Origin of the sequence: Mucilaginibacter sp. SG538B, from assembly GCF_013376065.1 — a bacterium.
In the GTDB taxonomy this organism is placed as follows: domain Bacteria; phylum Bacteroidota; class Bacteroidia; order Sphingobacteriales; family Sphingobacteriaceae; genus Mucilaginibacter; species Mucilaginibacter rubeus.
In genome coordinates this window covers 1,217,167-1,243,745 of record NZ_JABMJI010000001.1, presented here as the reverse complement: position 1 = coordinate 1,243,745, position 26,579 = coordinate 1,217,167, and the positions used below count along the sequence as shown (strand labels likewise).

The 26,579-nt window shown below is 45.9% G+C and carries 17 protein-coding genes; all 17 read right to left on the bottom strand.

The window, feature by feature from the left end:
* Positions 1-196: 196 nt before the first annotated feature.
* The 17 genes from FHW88_RS04925 to FHW88_RS04845 all read right to left on the bottom strand — a co-directional run bounded on the left by FHW88_RS04925 (position 197) and on the right by FHW88_RS04845 (position 26,567).
* Positions 197-1,525: an ATP-binding protein gene (locus tag FHW88_RS04925; RefSeq protein ID WP_112652171.1), complete on the bottom strand. Its 1,329-nt coding sequence runs from the start codon at positions 1,523-1,525 to the stop codon at positions 197-199.
* A gap of 1 nt (position 1,526) precedes the next feature.
* Positions 1,527-2,480 (bottom strand): DUF4157 domain-containing protein, encoded by a 954-nt coding sequence (locus FHW88_RS04920; RefSeq protein ID WP_176623598.1) that lies wholly within the window; start codon positions 2,478-2,480, stop codon positions 1,527-1,529.
* 7 nt (positions 2,481-2,487) lie between these two features.
* Positions 2,488-3,471, bottom strand: coding sequence for a tetratricopeptide repeat protein (locus FHW88_RS04915; RefSeq protein WP_176623596.1), 984 nt, complete (start codon positions 3,469-3,471; stop codon positions 2,488-2,490).
* A complete protein-coding gene (locus FHW88_RS04910) occupies positions 3,468-7,058 on the bottom strand; it encodes a DUF4157 domain-containing protein (protein WP_176623594.1) in 3,591 nt (1,196 codons plus the stop codon). The genes FHW88_RS04915 and FHW88_RS04910 overlap by 4 nt, the downstream gene beginning before the upstream one ends.
* On the bottom strand, positions 7,055-8,542 hold the full coding sequence (locus FHW88_RS04905; protein ID WP_176623592.1) for a contractile injection system tape measure protein: 1,488 nt from the start codon (positions 8,540-8,542) through the stop codon (positions 7,055-7,057). Before FHW88_RS04905 ends, FHW88_RS04910 begins: the two co-directional genes overlap by 4 nt.
* Positions 8,543-8,551: 9 nt before the next feature.
* Positions 8,552-12,730 (bottom strand): hypothetical protein, encoded by a 4,179-nt coding sequence (locus FHW88_RS04900; RefSeq protein WP_176623590.1) that lies wholly within the window; start codon positions 12,728-12,730, stop codon positions 8,552-8,554.
* A gap of 18 nt (positions 12,731-12,748) precedes the next feature.
* Positions 12,749-15,460 carry a hypothetical protein gene (locus FHW88_RS04895; RefSeq protein WP_176623588.1) on the bottom strand — a complete coding sequence of 904 codons (2,712 nt, stop codon included), beginning with the start codon at positions 15,458-15,460 and terminating at the stop codon, positions 12,749-12,751.
* Positions 15,457-18,753, bottom strand: a complete 3,297-nt coding sequence (locus FHW88_RS04890; RefSeq protein WP_176623585.1) for a baseplate J/gp47 family protein — start codon at positions 18,751-18,753, stop codon at positions 15,457-15,459. Before FHW88_RS04890 ends, FHW88_RS04895 begins: the two co-directional genes overlap by 4 nt.
* Positions 18,754-18,762: 9 nt before the next feature.
* The gene (locus FHW88_RS04885) at positions 18,763-19,185 is read right to left on the bottom strand and encodes a GPW/gp25 family protein (protein ID WP_176623583.1); all 423 of its coding nucleotides are present in this window, start codon (positions 19,183-19,185) and stop codon (positions 18,763-18,765) included.
* Positions 19,186-19,188: 3 nt separating this feature from the next.
* Entirely contained in the window at positions 19,189-19,479 is a 291-nt protein-coding gene (locus tag FHW88_RS04880) for a PAAR domain-containing protein (RefSeq protein WP_091171180.1), read from the bottom strand.
* Between the two features lie 9 nt (positions 19,480-19,488).
* Positions 19,489-21,240: a type VI secretion system tip protein VgrG gene (gene vgrG, locus FHW88_RS04875; protein ID WP_176623581.1), complete on the bottom strand. Its 1,752-nt coding sequence runs from the start codon at positions 21,238-21,240 to the stop codon at positions 19,489-19,491.
* A 6-nt stretch (positions 21,241-21,246) separates the two neighbouring features.
* Complete coding sequence (locus tag FHW88_RS04870) at positions 21,247-21,918, bottom strand: CIS tube protein (protein WP_090524172.1); 672 nt, start codon at positions 21,916-21,918, stop codon at positions 21,247-21,249.
* A complete protein-coding gene (locus FHW88_RS04865; protein ID WP_090524169.1) occupies positions 21,918-22,100 on the bottom strand; it encodes a DUF5908 family protein in 183 nt (60 codons plus the stop codon). The genes FHW88_RS04870 and FHW88_RS04865 overlap by 1 nt, the downstream gene beginning before the upstream one ends.
* 4 nt (positions 22,101-22,104) lie before the next feature.
* Positions 22,105-22,563, bottom strand: a complete 459-nt coding sequence (locus tag FHW88_RS04860) for a phage tail protein (RefSeq protein WP_091171169.1) — start codon at positions 22,561-22,563, stop codon at positions 22,105-22,107.
* Between the two features lie 2 nt (positions 22,564-22,565).
* Complete coding sequence (locus tag FHW88_RS04855; RefSeq protein WP_090524162.1) at positions 22,566-22,997, bottom strand: phage tail protein; 432 nt, start codon at positions 22,995-22,997, stop codon at positions 22,566-22,568.
* 112 nt (positions 22,998-23,109) lie between these two features.
* Complete coding sequence (locus FHW88_RS04850; RefSeq protein ID WP_176623579.1) at positions 23,110-25,101, bottom strand: phage tail sheath C-terminal domain-containing protein; 1,992 nt, start codon at positions 25,099-25,101, stop codon at positions 23,110-23,112.
* Positions 25,102-25,112: 11 nt separating this feature from the next.
* Positions 25,113-26,567, bottom strand: a complete 1,455-nt coding sequence (locus FHW88_RS04845; RefSeq protein ID WP_176623577.1) for a phage tail sheath family protein — start codon at positions 26,565-26,567, stop codon at positions 25,113-25,115.
* Positions 26,568-26,579: the final 12 nt, after the last annotated feature.

The window sequence follows — 26,579 nt, the reverse complement described above, 5'->3', positions numbered from 1 at the left end:
TTTGCTAAATTTATTCAATTTTATGCAAACGGCATCAATAAGCAGAAAGCTAAATTTTCTTTATTGCCGAGATAATCAGGATCCGGACCGGCATAAAAATCCCGAAGCCTGCTCAACCAGTCAATGTACAGATCATGGATTCGATTGTACAGATTATAGATGGACGGGAAATTTCGGATTTATATCCCGGAGGTTCCTACCAAACCCGGTTCTCTTTAGTATACTCTCTTTCAATACCTTCCAATATTAGTTCAGAGGTTATGCGGCTTTCCTTGCGGGCCAGCATTTGCAGGCAGGCAAATTGTACTACATTCAAGATCCCGGAACCACTGAGCTCATATTTACGCGAGATCTGCTCAAGGTTAATGTGCCCGTTGAGGTTGGCTTTAGGCGGAAATGATTTTTGCCAGATAGTATAGCGTTCATCGGCATTAGGCAGCGGGAAGTTAATAACCGACTGAAACCGGCGCATAAAGGCCTCATCAATGTTATTTTTAAAATTAGTTGCCAGTATTACCAGGCCATTATGCTGCTCCACACGCTGCAGCAGGTACGATGCTTCCTGGTTGGCATATTTATCGTGTGCATCTTTAACGTTAGTCCGTTTGCCAAAAAGCGCATCGGCTTCGTCAAAAAACAGGATCCAGTTTTTATTATCGGCCTTTTCAAATAGCTTGGAGAGATTCTTTTCTGTTTCGCCTATAAACTTGGATACGATCATTGACAGATCGATCCTGAAAACGGGCTTGCCTGTATACTTACCGAGCAGAGATGCAGTGAGCGTTTTGCCCGTTCCCGGCGGGCCGTGAAATAATGCCCGATAGCCTGGTTTCAGTTTCCGTTCCATGCCCCAGTCGGTCATTAATACCTGCTGGTAGTTCACCCAGTTTTCCAGCTCGGCAATTTGCCTGCGGGTGGTATCGTTGAGTACAAGGTCATCCCAGTTATAGGTAGTTTCCAGGTGTTGTGCCGGAAAGTTCATACTTAGTTTGGGAATAGATTCGGTGCCGCTGATCAAAAGTTCAACGTATTCGGGCTGTAACAATAATCTGCCGGATAAAGCAGGCTCACCTTCGGGCACATCCTCCAGGTATAAAATATGCTGTTTGGCCAGATTGCTATGATGATGAAACAGATCGGCTATCTCCAGCCGCTTTTCCAGGTCATCGCCTGCCAAAACAAAAACTGCTGTTTGACCGGTTGGCAAAAAGCTGCGTCCGTTACGGCTCCTAACACCACCAATCTGCTGAAAGTCCCCCGATTCACGCATGTAAGGCTGAATAATTTCATCAAAAAACTCAACTTGTAAATGAGGTACCAGGGCCATCATTAGTATAATAACCTCATTGCTGTTCAAGCCATGATCATCAATTAATTTCTCAAGCACACTACCATTTCGCTCTAACTGGGGCAGCAGTGGAGGCAAATAAGTTGCGTCGTTACCAAATACAGTTTGCAACCTGGCTTCAACACAACCGGCTGTATACTGCATTAATGCCTTTAACTGTTTAATATTAGTATCCATATTACTTACGCGGACCGTTTTGCTGTACAACATGAGTTAATTCGTGTGCCAGCAGGTTCATACCCGCAGTGCTTTCCGGATCAAACTTAGCGGCGTTAAAATAAATATCGTTGCCATGTGTGAAGGCCTGCGCCTTTGAAAGATTACAAAGTTCAACCGCCTGCTGCCCGGTGTGGATTTTCACCTGTTCAAAATTCGCGTTCATCTGGTGCTCCAGTTGTGTGCGTACTTTGGCAGGTAAGGGACTGCCTCCACCTTTACTTTCGTTCAGCAACCTGTCGAACTTTGCTTCCGGGGGTTCGGGCCTGCCTTCGGTTTTTTCTACACCGCCGCCTTTTTCTTCCTTTTTTTGTGCAGCAGCCTTATCGTCTTTTTCGTCGCCTTTTTCTTTTTTCTGAGGCTTGCCTTCGTCCTTTTTATCTTCTTCGCCTTTTTTTTGCGGCTCCTTGTCTTTCTTATCTTCTTCCTTCTTTTGCGGTTCTTTGTCCTTTTTCTCTTCCTCTTTTTTCTGAACGCCTTCCTTATCCTTTTTATCCTCCTCCTTTTTCTGCGGCTCTTTATCTTTTTTATCTTCTTCTTTCTTTTGAGTTGGTTTCTCTTCTTCTTTCTTTTCGTCTTTTTTCTGCGGCTTACCCTCTTCTTTCTCGTCCTTTTGCTCTTTCTTTTGGGTCCCTTTAGCATCCTTTTCCTCATCAGCTCCTTTTTTCTGAACGCTCATTTGTCCCATCCGCTGTGATGAATTAGCAGTTGCCTGCTGTGACATGGTTACTTTATGTGCTACCGCATCGGCCTCCTGCTCGAGGGCGCTATCCTGGTTACCATCAATTTTCCTGGCCTGGAAAAAAGCATCTCCATCCTGCTTGCTTTTTTCGCGGCTGCCATTAAAAAAGGGCTTATCTGCTTTATCCGCCTGTTTCTGACTAAGCGGCTGGCGTGTATTTTGGATGTATTTCATAGGAGGTTTAGTTTAAATTGTTTAACAAATCTAATTGCTTTTTGGCATGGGCGGCCCATTCGCCGGCATCATGCAGCAGGTCTTCAAAAACCCGTTTCGCTTTATCTTTCTCGTTTAAATTAGCCAGAGCTATCCCCCGGTAAAGCTGTCCTTTCTTATTTTCGGGGTATTGTTCAAGTAATAGGTCAAGGTGTGCCAGCGCATCATCAAAACGGTTGAGGCCGAGGCAAAGCACCCCGGTATTTAATCTTATCTCTTCGTTTCCAGGGTCATATTCCAGGATCCGCTCGTATTCTGCCGCCCCTTCATTTAACTGGCCGCTTTGCAAATAAGCAACGGCCAGGTGGTTACGTACCGCAATATCGCCAGGAAACAGCATCAAATACCTGATCAGGTACCCTGTAGCCGACGCATAGTTTTTTATCATTAATTGGGACAGACCCGCAGTTTGCAATGCCCTGCTGTTTTGCGGATTCTCTGATAAAACATAGTCGGCCATTTCAAAAGCCTCATCATATCTGCCGGTTGAAAGATAAACCTGTGCCAGTCCCATCAGTAAATTTAGACTTGTGGGGTTAAGCTCAACCGCTTTAAGCCAGCATGTTTCAGCGCTTTCCATATCTGCCGATAACATATACAGTTTTGCCAAGCCCTCCCAGGCCTCAAACTGATCGGCCTTAAGCGTAATGGTTTGCCTGAAAGCGTTTAGAGCCTTATCATACTGGCCCAGCAAAACTTCGGTATTAGCCAGATTGAGCCATGCCGAAGCATTTTGGCTGTCAATTTCTAAAGCACGTTCAAACAGCGGCTTCGCTTCGGCAAATTTATTTTGCTGGTAAAACAACATTCCCCGGTTATTGAGCAGGGTAACATTGGGCTCATTTAAGTCGGCAGCTTTGGCATAATAAGCCTCGGCAGCTTCAAAATTGCCGTTAAGCTGCTGTATAGCACCAAGGTTTATCAGTTCGGTTAGTTGGCTTCGGTTGCTCATAACATTTCTTCTTTTACTTTATCTGCTATACCACCTGCTATATCAGAAATGCTGATTTCAGGATAGGTAACTTTAATATCATCGGTTTTCACATCAAATGGTTCGCCGTCTTTATAGTGGATTGGCAGCGAAACTTTAACCTGCAGATCAGGCCCATAGCTAAATGACGCCAGATTTTTCGTCCACTCTTTTGAAATATCGGTAACCAACAAATCAAGTTCGGCTTTAATGAATGCATTCACATCAAACGTGAACTTAGGGTGTACCTCAATCTCACCCAAAGCGTTAAACTCAAACCCGGTTGTGGGCGACCAGGCCAGGTCGGCAGCCGCGCTTGCCTCACCCTCCAACCCTAATCCGCCGACTATCTGAATACCACCGGTAACGCTGGCCGGGCCAATACTTAAACCAATACCAAGCGCGGCTTTTAATTTTAAACCTGCATGCGCCGGGATCACAAATTTTGCCCCACCGCTGATCCGGGTATTTTCGGGATGTGAAGGATTGAATTCTATCTGTCCAAAAACATCTTTAAGTTGTCCGGGACCTACTGCCGCGTCAAAGTCAAGGCCGCCATCAATAGTTGCCACAATACCAATGCTCTTAGGCCCAAGCGGGATAGCGAATATGGGGATCTGGATGGTTGGTACCTTGAACAGTTCTTTATTGATGCTCTTCTTAGGGAAAACATCAACCGCCGAAGGCAGGTCCAAACGGCCAACAACTTCAATTTCGCCGGCTGGGGTTACCCTCACACTTGCTGATGCCTGCAGCCAATCGGTAACTTTAAGCGTTAACTTACCCGAGCCATAGGCGGTAAACTTATCTCCTGCCGGGCCCGATGGTGTACCATCAGCGGCAATAGCTCGATTGGTTGCGCCAACAGTGACTTCGCCTGATACCCGGTCAGCAACGTAAGATGCCTTGCCTTCAATGGTCAGCGCGCCATCGTCATAAGAGATTGACAGCTCGGTATTGATCTTCGGTATTTTAGGTATCGCCTTACCATTGGCTTTTACATGGTAAATTTCATCCGGCCCCCGGGTAACTTCAACATTCCCGCTGCCGCTTTGGATGCCCGGCATATTTTCGTCAAGAACGAAGCTGCCGCCGATAACCAATGTTTCGTTTCCATAAGTAACGTGGATCTCGGCGCTTTTTACGCCTTTGATATCAGGCTCGGCTGTTCCGGAAGCATTAAATATGTTGTTGGCATAATTTATATTGATATGCGCCGATTTAAGACCTTTTATTTTACCGGCAGGAATGCCAATATCTCCCGAAGCGCTAAATTCTCCATTACGATAGGAGGCTTTTATTTGTGCCGGATTGAAGGTTTTTGAGTCAAAATCAAAAGACCCCTCAAGCGCAAACTCTCCCGACGTGTTGGCCATAGCGCCAACTTTACCTTTACCCAGCTTCTTTATTTCAAAATTAGCTTCTCCCTTTATGCCGATTCCTGAGGTAGCTGCGTATACTTCAAGCGAAGTATTGGTGATTTTAAAAGGCGGTGGTACCTTGATCTCTCCCGAATTAAATACCTTACTTATTTTGATACCATCTTCATTAAAAATAATGTCGATAGCGGAACCTCCGATAATCGGAACATCGGTATTGATCTTGCCGAATCCTATCAAACCAGACTCACCGATATCTAACTCCGTTATTGTTATGGGGCTTAATCCCTTTGCCTTTAGCCCTGCACTTAAAGCCTGTTTTACAGCTACACCACTTAACCTACCGCCGTATATACCGGGCACCGGTTCTATTGGTTGTGTTGTGGATATCCCCGCCACAAACGCGTTATCCATGAATACTTCAATAGTAGCAGATCCTTTTGAACCCGCACTGAGTATCGTGGTGTTGTCTTTATCTTCATAAGAAATCTTTCTTATTTTCAGATTAGCACCGTTTCGCTTTATATGCCCTACCTGAACATTAACATCTTTCTCGGTTGTTTTACCCGCTTCAGGAGCCCATTTAATATTTTGTGTTGCTCCATATCTTTCGCTCGTGATCAGGGAAAGATTAGTGCTATCTATAAGTTTTGCTCTCGCTTTATCTGTATCTGAGAGAAATACCAATTTTTTAAGATGGTCGCCAGCCTCAATTTCACTTAACTCCCAGGCCTCTTTACCGCCGCTAATAGGCAAGCTCCCGTCAAGCGTTCCGGCAGTAATGGTATATTTACTCATTACCTCGGCTGCACCCGGCTTGGTTTGTCCGTCGGGCATGGTGGTAATGGCATTCAATGCTGCTTCAACTTTTGAGGTGATCTCTGTATTGATATTTGAACCAGACGACCTGTTTGCTGCGGCCTCAAGCATCCAAAGATTGGAGATGCCATCTTTTCCACCTAATTGTAACTCAACTTTGTGATCAACATCATAGCCATTATTTATTTCATGACCTTTATCGTTCCAAAACGGGCGTGCAAAAGTAGTCTTGAGCTGGGTAATGGAGCCGGTAAAAAGGTGCTTCAGGTTAGTAAGTTTTTTTTCCGACTCAAGCGTCATGAAAAAATTGGAGGCGTTAGCCTCTTTGGGGATCTCGGCCGTTTTTTTATTATTGAAAACGGTTTCAAAACCAGCTCCTTTGGTTGCAGCGTCGTTCCAATCGGCAAGGTGTTTGCCCGACCTCTCAGTTTTTTTGAAAGAATAATTAGTTGTTGAGCCAGGCATAAGGCCAAGTTTTAAGCCTGGTATGTTTATTTTAGGTACAAAAAGCGATTCCTTTGATGCTGTTGTATCAATCGGATTTTCGGCGGTAGCAACCTGACCTGCATTACCCGATACATCGCCCTTAGTTGGTTTACGCTGTATTTTCTTTTTTACTCCACTCCCCTGTTGTACCGTATGTGCCACTTCATGCGCCAGCAGGTGCTGCCCGGCCTGGCTTTGCGGATCATATTTACCCGCCCCGAAATAAATATCATTGCCGTGGGTAAACGCCTGTGCTTGTAAGTCGTTACTTAAACCGGCGGCTTCACTGTTGTTATGGATGCGTACCCCACTCAAATCCCTGCCCATTGCTCCTTCCATTTCCTCGCGGGTATTGGCAGGCAATGGTTCGCCGCCGCCTTTGCTGCCTTCAATTTTTTGCTGGGTTTGCGGTGATACATCCGGCGCGGCCGCCTGGCTGCTGCGTTTTAGCGTATTGCCCTCGTTCGGGTCGCCATCGCTTTCAAAAACAGGGCGGCGCTGTAATTCTTTATCAGCTCCGTTCTGCTCTTTTTCCTGTTTATCTTCCTTCTTATCTTCTTTCTTTTGCACAGCGGAGTTAGTTGCAGTGGCAGTGGCAGGAGCAGTTGCAGTAGTAGAAGCAGTTGCAGTGTTCGCTGCAGTTTTAGGCTGATTAATATGCTGAACAACTTTATCAGCCACCTGGTCGGCCTGCCGTTCAAAATGATCGCCAGGTTCATTCACCGTCATTTTACGCTGAACCTTATTCCCTTCAAAAAAGGGCGCTTCCTGCACCTGTTCAACATCATGAGCGGCAGAGAAAAAAGGATCTTTCCCTGCCCCCTGCTTGTTTGCGGGCTGGTTTTGTTTGGTGTTTGCAGGTGCTGCCTTTTGCGGTGTCTTCATTGCCATTCCACGTAAAAAGGTTCATTCATCCAGGGCAGTTTAACTACGCCAATGCCCCATGGCAATGATGAAAGCAAGATATCCAGGTCCATCCGCTCTACAATAAGGCGGGCAGGCTGTTCTGCTTCAATCAGTTTCCCGTTGCGAATTAAGAATGCCTCGCGCAAGCCGCCGGGCGATGTATTTTTTAATGCTTTCCAGTATTTTATCACGGTTCGGAGCATATTGTCGCCTTCATCAAGCATGCGTTGGGGTATTTCAACTTCACGTTCCAATGGCTCGTCAAGTGGCCACCGGCATAAAAATTTCTCAAAATAAAGGTCATATTCAAAGGCATTCACATTACCGGTACCTAAATAGTGCAGCAGGTGAACGGCCAGTTGCCTTGCGGGCAGATCAACAAAATCGTTATCCTGCAGCAAACCAAAATCTTTAAAGAAATACTCCAAAAACGGGTGCAGGATCACCAAACCGGCCTGGGCTACATAAGTTCCGGCAATTTCTTCTTCTTTTTTCAAGCTTGTTTCCGGAGTGTTATCGGGTGTGATTATGGGCTTATTACTTTGCTGTAGCGATTTATTTTCTGTTGATTGGATAACTGTTTCGGCTATTTGAATGAGGCTCATCGCAGAAATTGAAACAGAAGCTTTTAACTCTCCGGTTATTAAAGCGGTTAGCTTTTTCAGGATTGCACTATCACCAGCAAATTCACTATGGCCTGTCCGCAGGCAAATCATCAGCAAGAGCTTTTCAATGATCTGCCGCCCGGAGTCGCTATTAAATTCCGCCGGTAAAACCTCTTTAATGTTAGCGTGTATGTTTGTTGCTGATTCACCAGTTATCAAACGCCTGATTTCTTCAACAACAGCGTCGACCTTTTTTTGAAATCCATAAGTCTCGGCCTGAAGTAAAACCATTGCCAGCTTTTTAATAAAAGCCATACCAAACTGGCTGAATAACCTGGCTGCCGCAAGAGCTGAGCTCTTAAACAGATTGATAAGCTTTGATTGATAAACGTTATCATTGATCAACTGCCCCGATAGTTTATTTAACCAAACATCTTCCTGCTGTAGCCACTCTGTTGCAGCAACAGCATACCATGGGAGCCTGCCCGTATTCAGGAAATAAATAAACACGTTAAAAGCCTGCTGTTCATCGGTAAGTAGTGAATAGTCAATGACATTATCCGGCTCATCTCCGTTGGGCAGCAAACCGGGGTTTAAAGCTGGCTTAAGCGCCTTCGATAACCTAAATTGCAGTTGCTCAAAAACATCTTCCATTTTACCCATACCCAGGTCAAGATCAATCTTATCTATCAAAACATGGGCAGGCAGATCCATATCATCCAGCAATTGCTCCAGTTTTTTGAGCAGCACCTGTTCAAAGTACCGCACGGCCTCGTCCTGCACCTTTTGGGCAGTGCTTCGATGCGATACTTCTATATCAAGTACAAGCTTATGGATGATATGTGTGCTTCCTGCCATAGCTCAACATTATTTAACAGTGCCCGGATCTGTAGTACCCGGATCTTTTTTGATAATCTTCGAAGCTATTTTGGGTGTCACAGGAGTTACAGCCGGATCTGTCTTCGGTGTAGCCGCCTGTGTTACAGTTGTACTCGGTTTAATCGCAGATGGGTCTACCGTTGGTGTTGGTGTTACCGATGGTGTTACCGCAGGTGTATCCCTAACTGTAATCACCGGCGGTACAGTAGTACCCGTTGGCGGCGTAGTAACCACAGGCGGAACTTTAGTAACTACCGGTGTAGTGGTTTCCGGCGGCAAGTGGGTGAGTACCGGAGTGGTGGTTATAGGAGGCAAAGCAACAGGCGGCGTAGGTGTATATACCGCACGACACTTCTCAAACTTGCCATTTACAGCTATCAGCGTAATAACAGTATTGCGACCGCGTGGAAACTGGCGCATATCAAACACTTTTACTGTGTTTACCTCATTGCTGATAGTTCCATCGTCAAATGTCCATGTAAATTTAAAGCTGCCCGGATTAGGTGTTTTATTTGTTAAAGTAACCGTGGCAGCACCTTTTTCATTATCCATAGTTACCTTATAGTCAAACGAGGCCTGCGGATGCTCATGGATCATGAGCGTACAAGCAGGAACCGGCTTGTCGTTCACCATAAAGTCGTTGATGCTGACATCATAAGGCCCTTTCGATGGATCAAAAACCCACTGGCTACCCAGCAATTTCACAGCATCTCCCGCTATTTTTGAGGTGATAATCCCTGTTGCGGGTTGTACGGCAGTGAAGTTTATATTACCCTGATCCGAACAAACTTCGCTGGCGGCTAACTGTAGGTCTACCGGCTCCTCAGGAATCTCTACTGTAATAGTAACCTGTTCAGAATCGGCACAATCATGGTTATTGGCAGACAAGGTGAAGGTTAGTTTACCATCAGGGAATTTGGCACGAAGATCAGCATATTGGAAGGTAATGTTATCATCCGGCTTAGCCAGATTAGCATGCACCTGCCCGTCGGGCATTGTCCATGTGTAAGCAAATGTATCGCCCGCTGCCTGATTGGTTGTAGCCGTTAGCTGAATAAATACGGCAAACTGGGTTGTATCACTTATGCTGGCTGCAGGTTTAACAGACGGATGTTTGAATACGGTAATGGTGCAATCGGTTGGCTGATCATTTACCGTAAATTTAATCTGCTGGCCAAATGTACCGTCTTTAACTTTAGTAGTATCAAAATAGGTTATTGCGTCTTTAGTTACAACTGTAGTTTCAAAACCAGCCGAGGCTTTGATAACCCCATCAGCCGGGCTAACTTTAAACTGCAGCAACCCTTCGTCAGAACATGCTACGGCTTTAGGTAAACTAAGCCCTACCTGTGGCTTAGGCATGATAAATGCTACCGGCGGACAATCAGAACAGCACATATACGGCAGGCAGAAATCGGCAAATACTATATCGGCAGGCACATCGGGGTTTGCAGCTACAGCTCTTGATTTTCCCAGTTCGAGCGCTAAGGCCTGAGTTTTCTTGATGATCTCGGCTTCATTTGTCGGGGTGTATTTACGTTTTGACCGTCTTTCATAATATTTTACAGCATCGGCAATGTTATCATACTCGGTATTTTTGGCGATATAAACCATCACGTCGCTATCACTTGCAAAACCTTTTACAAACTGCTGTTCGCTTTCAAGCGCCTTTAACCTGTCTTCGAGCGGAAATTTGTCTGAAGGGGTGGTTGGACTGGGTGCAGCTACCGCGGTAGCATAAACCATTACAAAGGTACCACCCGCCGGCACACCTGCCAGGTGTTCTAACCCGGTATGATTAGCGGCATAGGCCGAAAAGGTAAGCTGTTGCAGCAGCTTGGTTTTGCGGTCCTGTATTTCCTTTAATATTACGGCAAGCGCCTGACCTGCACAGCAATTTTCAGATAAGCGCCATAACTGTAATTCATAATCATCTTCATACCCTTTTCGTACATAGTCGCTTTTAGCAAAAATCTGGCGGCTTTTTTGAGCAGCCAACTTTACTTCGTTGCAAAGTTCATCCAGGCGGGCTGTAAAATTATCAATGGTGTCTTCGTCAATATCAACCAGCCTGTCGGGCAGCCACTGGCTTATGTTACGGGTACCGGCTATCATACGCACAGGGATATCAACTGCAATAGCTTGCTCATATGAGCCTGTTGCCGAGGTATCCACAGTTTTGCCTGCGGCATCTGCATAGTCAGAAATACTGATGGCCCCGCCCTGCCTGCGGATCTGATCTACATAGTAACCTATACTGCCTTGAGCAATATTGATATTATTGTCAACTGCGTCGATGCCGCCGTCCATCACATATTTATCGGTGCTTTTATTGATCGCAAACCCGCTGCTTACCTGCTCACGTGCAGTTGCCTGTATTTCGCCGGTATCCGCTGTTTTGGCAGCAGCCATTCGCATTTTAGGTGTGGCTGCTTCTTCCTCATTGGCCAATTCCAGTTTCTGCTGGGCCGCCTGATACCGGATCTCATTCGCCACCGAATAACCTGTTTTGGTATCAAAGCTTGAAAAAAACTTGCTTACATCACCATAAAGGCAATTCTGCTCTGCCTGGAAAGCTTTTAATGTAGCCTCCAGATCATTAAACTGGCAGGCATAATCATCGATATCAATATCACTAAGGCTTACATCCCCCAAACGGATGGCAACCACATCAAATGGCAGGTTACTGTCTTGCCTGATCTTATCAACCGCCGCAATAGCCTCGGTATATTTCTTGCCGATATGCCCTTCAATCCTGAAAAAATTATTGGAGTCGATTGAATAGGCGAGCGGATTTACCACCATATCATTTGCGGGCGAATAAGCTCCGGCATTATAACCAAGGATCAGCTTATCTGTGCCCTGCAGCCACCGGTTATAACTCCACTTTTGAGCCAGGTCGACCGGTTTGCCGTAATAAAAAGGGATAGCCCTTGCCCCTAAAGGTTTACTGTTATCTGTAGATGGTGTTATTTTCACCACCGGGCTCGGAGGCAGCGTAAACCCGCTGCTCATAACGTTCAGCCTGTCGAGCAGGTTAATGGCAATGTTCAGCTTATCTTTATTGGCGCTGATAGCCGGCGAGGCATAAAATTTATGGCGATATGGCGTTGGCTTGGCCGTAGGCGTAACATTTAAAGCACCCAGCATAATATGTTTGGGGAAAGCATAAATATTGGGGCAGCACTGGTAAATGATATCCGAAAGTATAGCCCTCAATTCATTATACCCGGTTAACAGATCTTTGTAAAAATCATACAGATATTGCGCCTGCATTGGGGCTGTAGCTTTACTCAGCGTTGTATTGATATTGGCAACGATACTGGTAATAGGATAAACAGATTGCGGATCGAGCGCGAATTTGAATGTGTTGTAGAGCGTTTGAACAGCACTTGATAAACCACCGGCACCATCATTTGCAATTTTTGAAAAGGCAGCGGTAAGCGCTGATGATGAAGCGGTAGTCTGCTTATTGAAAAACACCCGTTTTGCCGCCAGCACAGGGGCATCAAAGTACGCGTTATAAGCATTGAAATACTTTTTGTAGATATCGTCATAAATAACCTCCGAACCGGTTTGCTCAATGATCTGGTTCATATCTGCCTGTGCAATAAGCAGCACTTTGGGTTTGGCTACCTGCTTGCGGCCCTGATTGTCGCAATCAATAGCCGTACAGGCATCCGGATCTTTAGAATAATACTCCAGGTAAAGCAGGCCGTACATTTCGGTAAGTTCCTTACCAGCCTTTGATTTAAAATTGGTGAGGGCAAAACTATCAACCGGGAAAGCGCCTTTATCATCGGGCGTTACCAGCTCCCATAAAGCCATTTGCGCAGCATCGGTGCCCATGGGATAAAACGGCGGGTATTTGATCAGCGAATTATCATAGGCCCTGAAGTTTTTATAGGTTGTTTCGGGCATGTAAAGCAAATCGCCGTCGGTAGTTACGCCGCAGCCCTTGCCTATGGTTATGCCGTTGGCATCGCCTTTGAAACTTAAGCCGCATACCAGGCCAACACCAATTAAACAGGTACGGGTAAGGCGCTGCTGATCTTCAAAAAACTCTACAATATCATTCAGCTGTTTGGCTGTAAGCACCTGGCTGTCAACAAAGGAGTTATACTCTAAAGTTATATCGGTGAGCTTTATGTTGGTTACTGGTGGCATGGCTTTTTCATTTAGGTTTTAACTGTTATTATTTGTGCCGCCCTGCAAGGTGCCAAGGCTGGTTTTGTTCAATATTATCGGGTTGGTTTCCTGGGTATCATCGTCGCAATCGCTTAGCTGGCCCTGCTGATAAACAGTGTATAGTTTTTCAAGTACATCAATAAATTTGCTGTTCAATACAGGGTCTATAGGCGTATCGGTACTTACCGCTATGTGTTTGGCAGCAAGCCAATCTTTATAAACCGCTTCAAAACCAACCATCTGATCATGCCCGATGAAACAGATGCGCGGCAACACATGGGCCGGTGTTTCGGTGCGGATGAGCCGCTCGGCATAGGTTCGGAAGGCTGTGTTTCGCAACCTTACGCTGTACCCCGGCAGTATCACACAAATCCGGAACGAATATGGATCAAGCGGCTCGCAGTACACACCGTTAGGATCAAGGCAAACCGGCATAAACTGGTGGTGGGTACTATCATCGCCGGTATAATCAAATGGCGGGCGCAGCAAGATGTTCTCAATCACGTACATGCCCTCCATCTTGAAATCGTTCTGCATAAATTTGATGATAAATGCTATCTCGGTTTCGATGGCGGCGGCGCTGAACTCCATATCATTATGGGTAAGCAAAGTACCCGCAGAGTTGGCTATGTTATATACATATTTACCGGCGGTAGCTCCCGGACTTAAGCGGTAATTTTCCCTGTCGCAGGCCAGTACGGATACGAGGCCAAGATCTTCATAAGCATCAATCTCCTTCAGGAAGTTGGCATTACCCTTAAATTTCACCACACCAAGCTGCGATATCGTCCAGTTATAATGCAGAGCATCTGCTTTAAACAAAAGGTAATCTTCAACACTTAGCTGCTGCATTTTATAGTTGGAGAAACCCAGCAGCATGGAGATCCGTTTTTCCATGCCCGATACGTTCACCAGTTGCTGATCCGGTGTTTTGGCGTTGTACAAATCCATCCCGCTGCCGCGGCAAATGCTCATCTGGTCATAGTCTTTCAAAAACTTAACCTTATGCCTGATGATGTTGCGTTGGTAATCTTCGCCGTAAATGCGGTACATCAAAAAAACATATTCGTTAAACTGTTCGGCAAAACGGGCCAGCAAATGGTCGAGGAATTTATTTTTCCGTTCGGGGTAGTTATCCTGCCCGGTTTCTTTAATTACATCATCAACCGTTTTTTCCCATTGGGCATAACCGTCCACAAGCTTTTCTACATCCCTGATGCCATTTACCGTGTTACTGAAATAGGTTTTGCGGATGCTGTCGTCGGCAGTAAGCAAAATCCGGGCGTTTGAAAGCTGGGCGAAGTAATTGGCCAGCACCTGGTCATAAAACAGCAGGTAGCCTTTCAGCTGTAAGGCCAGCGACCGTTGTTCAGTTGTAGCAGTATCAGGCAGGCCCAGCGGCGAGATACCGTAATTTTCAGGAAACTGATTTTGCAGCGTTTCATAATGGCTTATATCCCTGTAATCGCCTTCGGGTACCGGCAAATCAACTATCTTTTTAGCCTCTACATTGTCCTGCCAGTCTTTACGAAGCTGGTTAAGATCGGCCTGGGCTTCGGACTGCTTCAGTTCGATAGGCACCACATCCTTATAAAACGTGAATGATGAATTGGTTTCACACAAAACAGGTTTATGGCCATCCTGTACACAAAGCAGCCATTCGTTTGATTTATAGATCTTATCGGCAACCTCACTCTGCGGTGCAGTACAGCCGCAAAAACCAAAGGAAATTCTTTTCACCAATCGTACACCGTCAATTTCCATGATAATGCGGTACAGATCAGACAGGCGCACCTCTGTACGCAACTGCGAGGCCGCAAGTTCGGCCGGGATGATAAACCCTTGTTTAGCAAATTCAGCATCAATACCCTGCAGGTTTTCAAAATCAAGTACCGGGCCCTCAAAGATCTCGTCGGTCTGCATGCCTTTATCCAGCAATTCTTTAAGCAGGTAAAATTTAATATCGGGTGTAAGGTATTGCTCAATATTAAACATGATCTGCGCCCAGATCATTTCAGGATCGGCCTGGGGCTGCAATTCAATTTCCGCGCAGATAACTATCTCCTGGTTTTCAACTGCTTTTACCTGGCCAAGGTCTTCACACAACTCACGGAAGTAATGATATACCGATTTTATTTGTTTGATGATGTCATCCTGTTTCGCTTTGATCTTAGCCGCATCACCACCCAATTCAGGAAAATCCTCAAAATCAATCAGGATATCGTTGATACCTTTTAGATCGAATTTTACTTCTTTACCGGTTAGGGCATTTTCGCCGGGTTTGGCATAACGCAGCAACGGTTTACCATCAGGTTGTTTATAGTTGGCTATGATACTATGGGGCGATTTTTTGATCCAGGCATTCCGCACACCATCTATCCGCACAAATAATTGACGGTAGTCGTCGGGGGTAACCGGGTAAGTGGGCAATATTTTTATGGCAGATAAGAACTGCTCATGCATACTGGTGGTATTGTCATGATCAACCGCTAAAATATTTTCAACGGGCAGGGTAATGCGGTAGTTCAAATCAGTGAGTGCATAGCAAAGCATCTCCAGCGTGGTAATACCTGGGTCATGCACGTTATAATCCGACCAAATGGCACTGGCCAGGTCGCGGATATGCTGCATACCTTCGGTGCGCAAAGTATTATACTCGGGCCCAAGGCTGGTATCAATTTGTTTTGGTATGGTTAACTGATCAATCATGGGCATGTAGGTATGGTTTTGGTATCAATTAAATGTTGTTTTGCCGATACAAGGATTGCCTTTGAATTGCCTGCCTCCAAAACATCGGGGTTTGCAGGCCCCGATGCTGTGAAGTACATCTTAAAATCGGCTATATAATCAACATAGGGTAGTTCTTCAATAAAGCGGATCACCACACTTTTGTACAGGATGCCGCCAAAATCAATATCGGCATTACGGTTAAAAGCCCAGGGCGACAGGTAATTAATCACGTCGGTATTCAACTTAGCCGCGTATAGGTTTTCATCCAGTCCGAAGTAAAATTTCACCTTAAAATCAAGGATTACCTCTTCATAATCAGGATTAATAGCCAGCAGGTCAACATGCATAGAGTTTAATCCCGACAGATATTTGGTGATCTCGCTCAGGGTATTTTTGCTTACGCGAGGTTTAAATGGATCAAAACTGATCTGGTTACGGATATCAGGTATGGCTACCACCCTTACGCTGCCCGGGGCAACTTCAATATTATCGTTGGTATGGTTAAGGCATTTAACCCTGAATACCTGCGGAAACTGCGCCATTACCAGGTGCTCATAATCCCAGATGGTGACAGCCCGGTGTTTATGCCTCAGCCGTTCACTTACCCTCAGGCGGAAAGCGCCGTCATCTTCCGGCAGTAAACCGCCAAACGAGGCATATGGCTGAGTAACCGATTTGATTTGCGGCAGCCTGTCGAGCAGTTTGCTGATGGTACCTGCAGGCAACCCGGTTTCCAGGTGCGAAAGTTCATTATCATTATCGGCAAATTCGGCTTCGGCAGCCTGGATATGTACGTTGATGAATTTACAAACCGAATCTATCGTTACTGCAGTTGGCAGTTCAACCCCAAGCCAGGTGAGGCTTTGGTTTAGGAATGTATTGTTGGTTGTAGCGCCTTCGGGGATTAAAAATTTGATGATCCCCGAGCGCAAAAAATCATTGGTATCGTCGCTGATGATATTGCTTTTATCCAAAGCAAGCCATTCATTGCCTGATAAATAATACCATTTAGGTTGAATAGTATCCGAGAACGAGGGCGCAAGCGCGTCTTCACTGCCCTCGGCTACCTGGAAAAGAATACTGGCTATAGATCCCGTTTCAATACCTGCAATGCCTATGTAAAAAGCTGCAAGATCAGGAGCTTGCGGTATAGCTGTAATATTCCCGTCGATAAGCCCGTGATATTGTTTTTTAAGGAAAGCATGCTGTTCGGCCTGGCCAAATGGTGTTTCGTGAAAAAATTGAACGTTATGGTTCACGTAATCAGCCAGCAAACCAGGGTTATCATTACTGCCGGTCAAATCGTCAATCTTATTTTTAGCCGATGCCTTGTAATCGAGCTTTAGCGATGCTATTTCGGGAGTATAGGGTTCTTTAGGGATAAGCGCGGCCCTTGTTGTATCTGTCATGGCAGCGGCAAACAATTGCGGATATATACTATGCAGAAAATCCTTTTCAAGACTTATACGGATATAATTATCCTTAACTCCTGCCGAAAAATTTTCGGTTTTTGTTTGAACTGTAGTAGCAGTTTGCTGAAACCCAACAAAACCCAGCACCGGGAAAAACATCTGCATTGGTTGCACATACTGTTGCACCAACGCCTTTTCGGCCTGTGGCCAGCTACCCTGTTTAAAAGAGCCCGACACATTAAAATACAGATATTTATTAATAAAATAAGGTGCGGGATTTACCGTTTGCTGAACGCCATCCGGCTTAAGTGTAAAGGTATTATCGAGCACGTTGATCTCACTGCCATCACTTGGGAACCATGCTCCGTTTTTAATATAGGCTACTTTTGCTTTAAAGTCACTTTTGGCCGTTATCACCCGCGAGGTCCCCGTGGTATCTGAAGCCTCATTACTGGCGTTAATGTTATATGCACCGGGACTTAATGTCGACTTGAGATAATCTGTACGATAAGCCGTATAATAACTTTTCAGATCATCAGGTACGCCTTTCCAATCTATATGAGGCGTAATTTCTGTCCACTCTTTTTGAAAGATCTCAGTACTGCCGATGTATAGGGTTGAGCCAACTTTTGGCAGTGCGCCAAAGGCAAAGAAGGGCTTTGATGGGTCAACTTTACCGTTATCATTTTCAACAGCCAGGTTTTTCATACCTTTCACAGTCACATCTATCTGCACATTATTGAGCTTAGCTTTACTCAGCGCAACATAAACAGGATAGGCATTATCCTGAACGCTCATCAGCAGGCGTATTACCGGGAAATCGGTTTTATAATTTTCTTTATGAATTGCCTGATCATAGGGTACAACAGCCTTAGCCTTTGCCGGTATATTTACTGTAATAACAATTTGCTGCTGATTAACCTTAAAGGCATCTGTAGGTGGAAAATCGGCCTGCAGCCATTCTTTTTCGGATGTTAAAAAAACCTTAAACAGTTGGGTTAATATGGTAGGATCAATAGTAACGAGCCCGGTAAAGTTAAGTGTTAAAGTTATAGTACGGTCCCCTTCGCTCATGAGCAATACCTTTGATGCAAAAGCAAAGCCCATTGATGCCGTTGGCCAGCTTTTACTGCCAAAAGGGTTCCATTTAGGTACATCGTCTTTAAAAGGCGTACCCAAACCATCGGCCGAGAAAGTAACATCGGCATAAGCTACTTTTTTATCTGCTGCTGATTGATACCAGCTTTTCATAGCAGCTATGGTAGCGCTGTTTACTGCCAGTTCGGCATTTGTTTTAAATGTAATGGGCTTCGGCTTGGTGCTTTTATCCTTGCCTGCATCAAGCGCGGTGTCCTGCGGCAGTAAAAAGCCGGTTAGGTTACGGGCCAGTTCAAATATTACATGTACCTTGTCAGGTACTTCGGGGCGGTTACGCAGCTGCAATACCCGTTTAAAATAAAAATCAAGATGACGGCCGGTAAACTGGTTCAGCGCATCTTCGGAATGCTGCAACAGCATAATGAAACACATAAACAAAGCCAGGTGTGGTTCAACATCGCTCTTAATGCTTGAATCAGGGAAACCCAGGCCGGCGTTTTGCATTTTAACCTCAACCTGTTTTAAAAAATCCTGAAGCGCTTTTTTATCCTGGATGAAAAACGGTTTCCAATCGCCCTGGGGGTAATTGCTGTCTTTCAGGGTATAATAGTTTATTTTATCGGCATAAGCAGCCGCGAACGTCAGCCAGTCTTCCATGCCCAATTCCTCAATTGGGGCGTAGGCTGGGTCAAGCGCTTTCAGGAAGCGCTGTGACTGGCTTGAGCCATCACGTTGAAGCGGATTTTTATCGTTACAGGCCATGGTTAGTTCTTATTGGTTGGTAGTTATGCTGGTAATCTCATTTTTATAATAAGGGAACACGTAGTTGTACCGTGAATTGGTGGTACGCACCGTGTAATTGAGCTTAATAAGCAAGATCCCTTCGTTATCCATACTGGTGTCAACCTCGGTGCTGTTGAGCGTTATCCTTGGTTCAAAGTACAGTATGGCCGTTTCAATCAAATCTTTGATATAGGTTTTGAGGGTAAGGTTTACAGCCTCAAAAACTATCTTTTGTAAATCGCACCCGAAAATTGGCTGCATAATTCGCTCGCCCAGCCGGGTGGTAAACAGTATGCCCAAACTGCTTTCGATATCGGCTTCGTCGGTAAGCATTTCAACTTTACCGGCGGCTTTGTCAAAGCTTGGCGGGAAGCTCCATCCCCTGCCTATAAAAGGTATTTTTGGTTCCATTGATCAGCCTCCGATTATTACTGTTGGGCAGCCTAACACTATTGATCCGCCATGGGCTGTGCTATCGCCCATGCGGGCGGCGGGTTTCCCCCCTATCAGCACCGTTGCCGAACCCATGATTATCGAATCAGGCGGACCGGCGCAAGTACACATATCGCCCACGCATACGGCCGGCATACCGCCAATAAGCACCGTTGGTACCCCCGGCCCTATTACCGGCCCGCCTACGTGAGGTGAAGGCCCGTTGAACATAGGGCATACGTGCATATCGCCTATCCTTGCTGCTGCTGCCATTTTTTGTTATTAGTTTATTTGTACAATTGAGCCTTTCAGTGCCGCCGTACCGCTTGATTTTACTTCCACACTGGCCGATCCTTCGGCCGAAAGGGCGGTATTGGCTTTCAGGCCCAGGTTCATTCCTTCGGCGTTAAAATCCTGCTGGGCCTTAAGCACCAGTTTGCCCTGGGTTTCGATGGTGATGCCATCGCTGTTCATTTTTATCGAGTTGTTGTTCTCATCCTTTAACTCAATCGCCCCGGCATCTTCATCCATTGTTATCTTTTTCCCGGCCGGCGTTTCGATGGTTACTGATTTTTTATCGTCATCAAAAATGAGTTTCATTTTGCTGCGGGTTACAAAACCCTTTTGGTTGTTGGCATCGGCCGCGGTTAAAGGAGCGGTTTTATTGCTGCTGTTAAGCATGCCCAACACTACTGGCTTACGAGGGTCGCTGTTTAAAAAACCAACAATTACCTCATCACCAACTTCGGGCAAAAAGAAACTTCCGCGTTCTTTACCGGCATCTAAAGTTGCCACGCGTGCCCAAATCCCCTGATCATCAGCACTGATCACCGGCATGCGTACCAGGATGCGGCATTCGCCATCGGGATCGCTTTCCAATTGAGTAACCACACCTATCTGCAAACCGGGTACTGCCTGGATCAAGGCCGAAGCAGGCTTTATACTGGTTTCAAACTTTTCGGTAAACCATTGCGGATCTAAACCAAACTGTACTTCCAGTTGCCAGTCGCCGGCCGAGATATGATGCTGAATGTGACTTACAAACGTGTTGCCGTTAAACCGGTCGCTCAGATTGCTGAGCTTAATGATCATCCCCGGCTTTACTGTATGGATGCCTTTAAATTTCACCCTGCCCCGCACTTTTGAAAGCACCTGTTTTTGCTTGAGCGATGTTGCCCAGGCCTGCAACTCGGGCTGCGAAAGCTTGCCGCCATGGTTAAGCTGATATTTACTTTCATTAAATACGCCAGCCAGATCATCACTTGTCAGATTGCCGTTCAGTTCGCCTGATGGCGGATTAGCATCAACCTTTTCAATTTCCTGTGATGCCGGGTTCCAGGTGCGGCCTGTTATGGAGGGGAACTGGATCCTTGAATCAATCTCAGCATCCAACTCCAGCATTGTTGCGCCAAATGATAATTCCACAACCGCGGTGCCGCTTATTTCCGGCTTTTTGATGGAGAGGGTATTATCATCGGTATAAACCAGCATCCCGTTCAGTTCAGCGCGACCGGTTATGAAATCCCAGTCGGTGGCTTCGTATTGCACCAGGTCGCTGGTGGTGATGTTCATATCGGCAACATCGGTGCTTAAACCGCTGTAAGTGCCAGCTATAGTAGTTATAGCATCGCTGTCCTTCACGTTTTCGCCAAAATACTTGCTATGGCGGGCAAGTGTCATGGCAATGGCCTTATCGCGGCATTCAATAACCAGTTGCGAGCCGCTGTTACGCAGCTTGATACTATGCTTGATAACCACACCTTTAAACAGTGTGTAGTTATCTGATTCATAACCGCACAGGATCTCGATGTTTTTACCCGGCACAAACAAGTCACCGTTGCTGGCATCAAACTTTTGGGCCGAGGTATCACCATCAATAATCACCAGTTTGGCGGCTGCTATCCGGTTTACGCCTTTATCAATTACCATAGCCTCCACCTGCATGGTACGGGGTATCTCGGTGCCCTCAATTTTTACAATCGGGGTAACAACGGTACTTGGCCGGGTGGTTTCTATGGTGCGGCTATCTGCCATGATTTGTTATTGATTTAATGGTGGAAATTTGAGCTTTGTGCCTGTTTTAAGGTACCTGAAATCGTTAAGACTGTTTGCCCGGGCTACTTCTATGTAATACTTTGAATCGCCGTATATCTGGTAGCAGAGCAGCGGCAATGTGTCCCCTTCGTTAATCACCCTCACTTTTGTTAAATCGGGCGACTGGGCATTTTCTTTAGCTACCCGCTTTTTATCCTCAACCGAACCAATGAACGAAGCTTTTACAATGGCCCTGAGCGGGCGGCCCTGGCTATCAAACAGTTTATAGCTGATATCCATTGTTTCCAGGGCACCGTCAAACTGAAGCGTTCCCCAATAGATACTTACAAACCTTGGCCGGTGCTTATCGCCCTGGTATTCGATGATGAGCTTTTGCAGGTTATCGATATCCTCGTCAACCCCTAACTCACCGGCGGTAGCACCATTGATAACCCCGGTACGATCAAACATCAGCTCGAAATCCATCTTCTGGGGCTCAATTTTGGAAAACTTGGGCAACTTGCCCGAGGTTCCCTGCGCCTGTTTATCAGAATACTTGATCTCGATCTTCTGGCTGTAGCTTTCGGGGTTAACCTGTACCGTCATAGAGCCTTCTTCATTTTTGCTCTTCGGATCGGACCAGGCCACGATCTTCATTTTGGTTACGTTATCGGCCATCAGCGTTCGTTTTTATTTTTCAAAATCTCCAGTATCTGCTCCACGCATTCGGCAATGATCTCATCTTTATCACCGCCGCCACCGCCACTACCGCCACCGACACCCGAGGGCTTTGAATCCTGTTCGGCAGGGCTTTGATTTACGCTCACGCGGATGTTCAGTTCTCTGATCTCAATTGGCATAACATCAGGTTTGAAGGGTGTAATACTGGTATTGCAGCTCAAAGCTTTCAATTGCGATGCTGTTTTGCTCGGCATTCAAATCGCTCAGGCTCCATTTTTTTGGCCAGGCCTGCACTACATTCCAGGTTAAAAGCGGGTCATGTTCTTCATTAAGCAGGCTTACGGTCAGGTCTTTGGGTTCGATAATAAAATTATTGAACACGTTATTGCACCAGTCCATCAGCAGTTTTGATTCGGTAATGAGCCCTCGCTTCAGCACCAGTGCCGGAAACTTGGCCCTTACCGGCAGCGCGTGTTCAAAACGGTTTTCGCCGCCCTCCTTTTTGGATTCTGTTTCCATCTCCATGGATAGGCCCGATACGTTCTGGAACCGGCTGTCGATTTCTTCATCGCCAATGCCCGTAAACACCACCTTAAAGTGAAAACCTAAAGGCGGATAACCCGATTTAGCGTCGAAGGCCATGATTAGCCGTTTTTGATGGTTAAACCTTCGTGCGCAACCTCAAGCGTTTCAATTGCAGCCTCGTTGGCATCTGCTTTCAAATCGGCCGACTGGATCTTAACCGGGAAGGCATTTTTTACCGACCAGGTAACTACCGGCTGATGCTCTTCGTTAAGCAGGTTAATGGTAAGGTCGCGGCGGTCTATCTGGTTTAGTTTTACGGTGTTCATCCAATCATAAAACTCGTTATCGTTAGCAAATGTGCCGCGTTTTAGGGTGATGTTACCGTATTTGCGCATGCCGGGCATTTTTACCTTATTGTATTCCTTACTGCTGCCTTCGCGGTATTCAACCACTTCGGTTTCAATCTGTAAGCCGGTTACTTCGGTAAAACCGATGCGTGTGCCACCCCAGTCAACCTGGAAATGGAATTTGGGTAGAGGATAATTTGCCATTTTATTTGTTTTAAATGAAATTCATTGATTTATATAGAACCTATTAATTAGCTTTAAATCAAGTAATTAATAGCTTTAAGCTTTATGCATTCCGCTTTTAGCTTTTATATAATTAACTCTCCTGCATTTTGTGTGAGAAGCGGAGGATGATGAACTCGGCAGGCCTTACTACAGCCATACCAATTTCAACTATCATGCGGCCCTCCAAAATGTCAAGCGCGGTCATGGTTTCGTTAAGGCCAACGTGTACAAAAAATGCGTCTTCGGGTTTAGCGCCCTGTAAGGCCCCGGCACGCCATTGCAGCGTTAAAAAGTTCTGGATCATTACCCGCACCTTTGTCCAGGTGTTGGCATCATTGTTCTCGAATACAAAAGGATAAGTAGCCTTTTTAACCGATTCTTCAACCATGATAAAGAAACGCCTGACAGGGATATAGCGCCATTCATTATCATTACCTGCTAAGGTACGCGCTCCCCAAACCAAAGTGCCCCGGCCCGCAAAAGCCCTGATAGCATTGATTGATTTACCGGTGGCAGTAACATTCATATCGTCCTGGTCGCTGTTGTCAATTTTTACAGCGGGGCCAATCACATTGTTAAGGCTTACGTTGGCAGGTGCTTTCCAAACTCCCCGGGTACCGTCAACATTGGCATACACCCCTGCTATTGCCCCAGACGGGGGAATAGTGCTCATTTTAAGCGTTATTGCCGAGTTAGCAGCGCTGAAAAATACGTTGCCCGAGAATAAAGCCTGCTCGGCAAGGTTTTCATAAAACAGGGCACCGTTTATTAATGCGCCAAAGCCAGTTAAAATAGTGGCAACTGTATCCTGTAATGCCTGTACAATGGAAAGCGCACCGGCTGCATCTTTGGTAAAATTATCTGCATTAGCAGCTATTGCCGCATAGGTTGAATTGGTTATCCATGCTGTATTATCTAATACCGAATAAACAGGTGTTGGATTACGACCGGCGGTTGTATTAGCAGCCACCTTGGCATTTTTTTCGTAGGCAATGAGGTTGGTGATGGCAGCGGCAAGCTTTGCATCTTTGCTCAAAGCATCAATATCTTTGCCATATAACGCACCAACAGCGGGTGCATCTTTAGCCTTTTTACCCGCGGTAACAATGGCGGCCAACAAATCGAGGTAACTGGTCAGTTGTACATCGGGAGTTACATTTTGAGCAATATTATTTGCCAATGCGGTTAACTTTGACTTAACTGCATCAACCCCGCCTACCCTCAACGCAGTTGCATCGGCAGCGTTGCTAAATACAGATCCGATTACTTTATCAGTATCTTTGATAGCATTTTGCAGGTTGGTTACCAGTGCCTTTTCATCAGTGCTTTTTGAAAAGCCATCATAATTGGTGATCTTGGCCGGTACCCCTGCATTATTCCAAAATTCCATCTGCCTGAAATCAACATTGACATCATAAGTGGTTATAATCCAGGGATAATAAGCCGCGCCATAATTGAGATTGTTGATCCCTATCGAACTCCGGAAGTCATCAATAGGCTTATTGCTAACATCCTGGCGTTTATCGCCCTGCAGCACATCAAGTATCGAAAACCTATCCTGCATAGAAGCGCACAGGCCCAACGCTTTGGTTTGCAAACCGCTAAAAGCAACAAGGTCGGGGTTACCACCGCTTACCAGCTCAACCGCATCGGGAAATAAGATCAGTGTAGGCTCATCCTCGGCCGATAGGGTATCGATACCTCCTGATATAGGCGGCGCCGTTACTGCAGATGAGAAATCTCCCACCGAAACGATATAACATGGCCCGCCGCCATTGTCAAAATACTGCCTGAGTGATACATACAAATGAAACCGTTTATCGGGTACCACGTTCAGGATCTGGTTTGTAGCCGGGTTAACAGTAACCTTAATGGTTACCGGTACATAGCCGCCGCCAAATAAGCTTTCAAACTCCAGCAACGATTTTATACGGGTTGGTACATTTACCAATGATTTGCCTTCAGGAGTTAATGCAAAAGCTGTAAAACCTATAAAGGCGGGTATAGCGGTTTCAACCTGGGCAACTGATGGCGGAAACAGTGCAATCTCCTGCACGTAAACTCCGGGTGTTTTATAAGCCATGACTAATTGATTTAAGATTGAACCATTTTATGACTGAAACGAAGAATTATAAACTCGGCCGGACGGACCACAGCCATGCCTACTTCAACAATAAGCCTGCCTTCCAGTATATCCAGCGAGGTCATCGTTTCACCAAGGCCAACGTGTACAAAGAAGGCATCTTCAGGCTTGGCGCCCTGTAAAGCTCCCGCACGCCATTGCAGTATTAAAAAGTTGGCTATCATACCGCGTACCTTTGCCCAGGTATTACCATCATTAGGCTCAAATACAAAGGGTTGGGTTGAGTTTTTAACCGATTCTTCGACCATGTTAAAGAAACGCCTTACGGATATGTAACGCCATTCGTTGTCATTACCTGCCAGCGTACGTGCTCCCCAAACCAATACACCCTTGCCCGAAAATGCCCTGATGGCATTTACTGATTTACCGGTGCTGGTGACGTTCATATCTTCCTGGTCGGCATCATCAATTTTTACCATTGGGGCCACAACCATGTTAAGGCTCACATTTGCCGGCGCTTTCCAAACACCCCGCGTATTATCAACGGATGCGTATACACCTGCTATTGCAGCTGCGGGAGGTAAAATAACCGAGAACAGGCTGGTTTGCTGTTTGATATAGTTATACAGATCACTATTTAAGTGATAGATAGAATTGGCTGTATTGGCATCGTCGCGCAGAACGGCAGTGGCCGGAAAATCAGTTGGTGTAACGCCTGTTCCGGAAACAATCAGCTGTTTGCTTTCATTGCTGAAATAGTTGATGCTGGTTTGCAGCCATGGATAATAGGCAGCACCATAACTAAGGTTATTAACCCCAATAGCTGTGCGGAAAGCAGTTGCGATATCGCCAAACGCTTTTTTCCCTTTATCGGCTACTGCCACATAGGGGTCAATAAGTACCACCCTATCCTGCAGAAATGCAGCCTGGGCCAATGCCGCGGTAAACAAGCCATAATAATCTGCAGGTGCGGTAAGGGTTACCGCATCGGTAAACAGCAAGATTGTGGGCTCGTCTTCCTTTTGAACCGCGGCAAGCGCGTTTCCAAGCAAAGCTTTGTCAACATTAACAGCCGCACCAGTTTGGCCTGCCGAAACAATGTAACAAGGGCCACCGCCATTGGCAAAGTAAAGCTGCAGGCAATAGTACATCCTAAATTTCAGGGCTGCGTAAGGATCGTCAACCGCGGCATCAAATGAAAATACACCGGCCGCCTTTTTGATCTTGATACCGGTTGCTGTTCCGGTTGTGGTGAACAGGGTATTCTCGGCAAAACCAAAGATCTGCTCATACTCTTTAAGCGATTTGATCCTGACAGGGTTGTACTGCAGCGATGCCCCGTTATAGCTAATATTTTGTGTATAGCCTATAAAGGCCGGGATAGCCGTTTCAACCTCGGCCACCGATGGAGGTAGGAGTGGAATTTCTTCCACGTAAACACCCGGAGTTTTGTATGTTGTTGCCATATTACTGTTTTT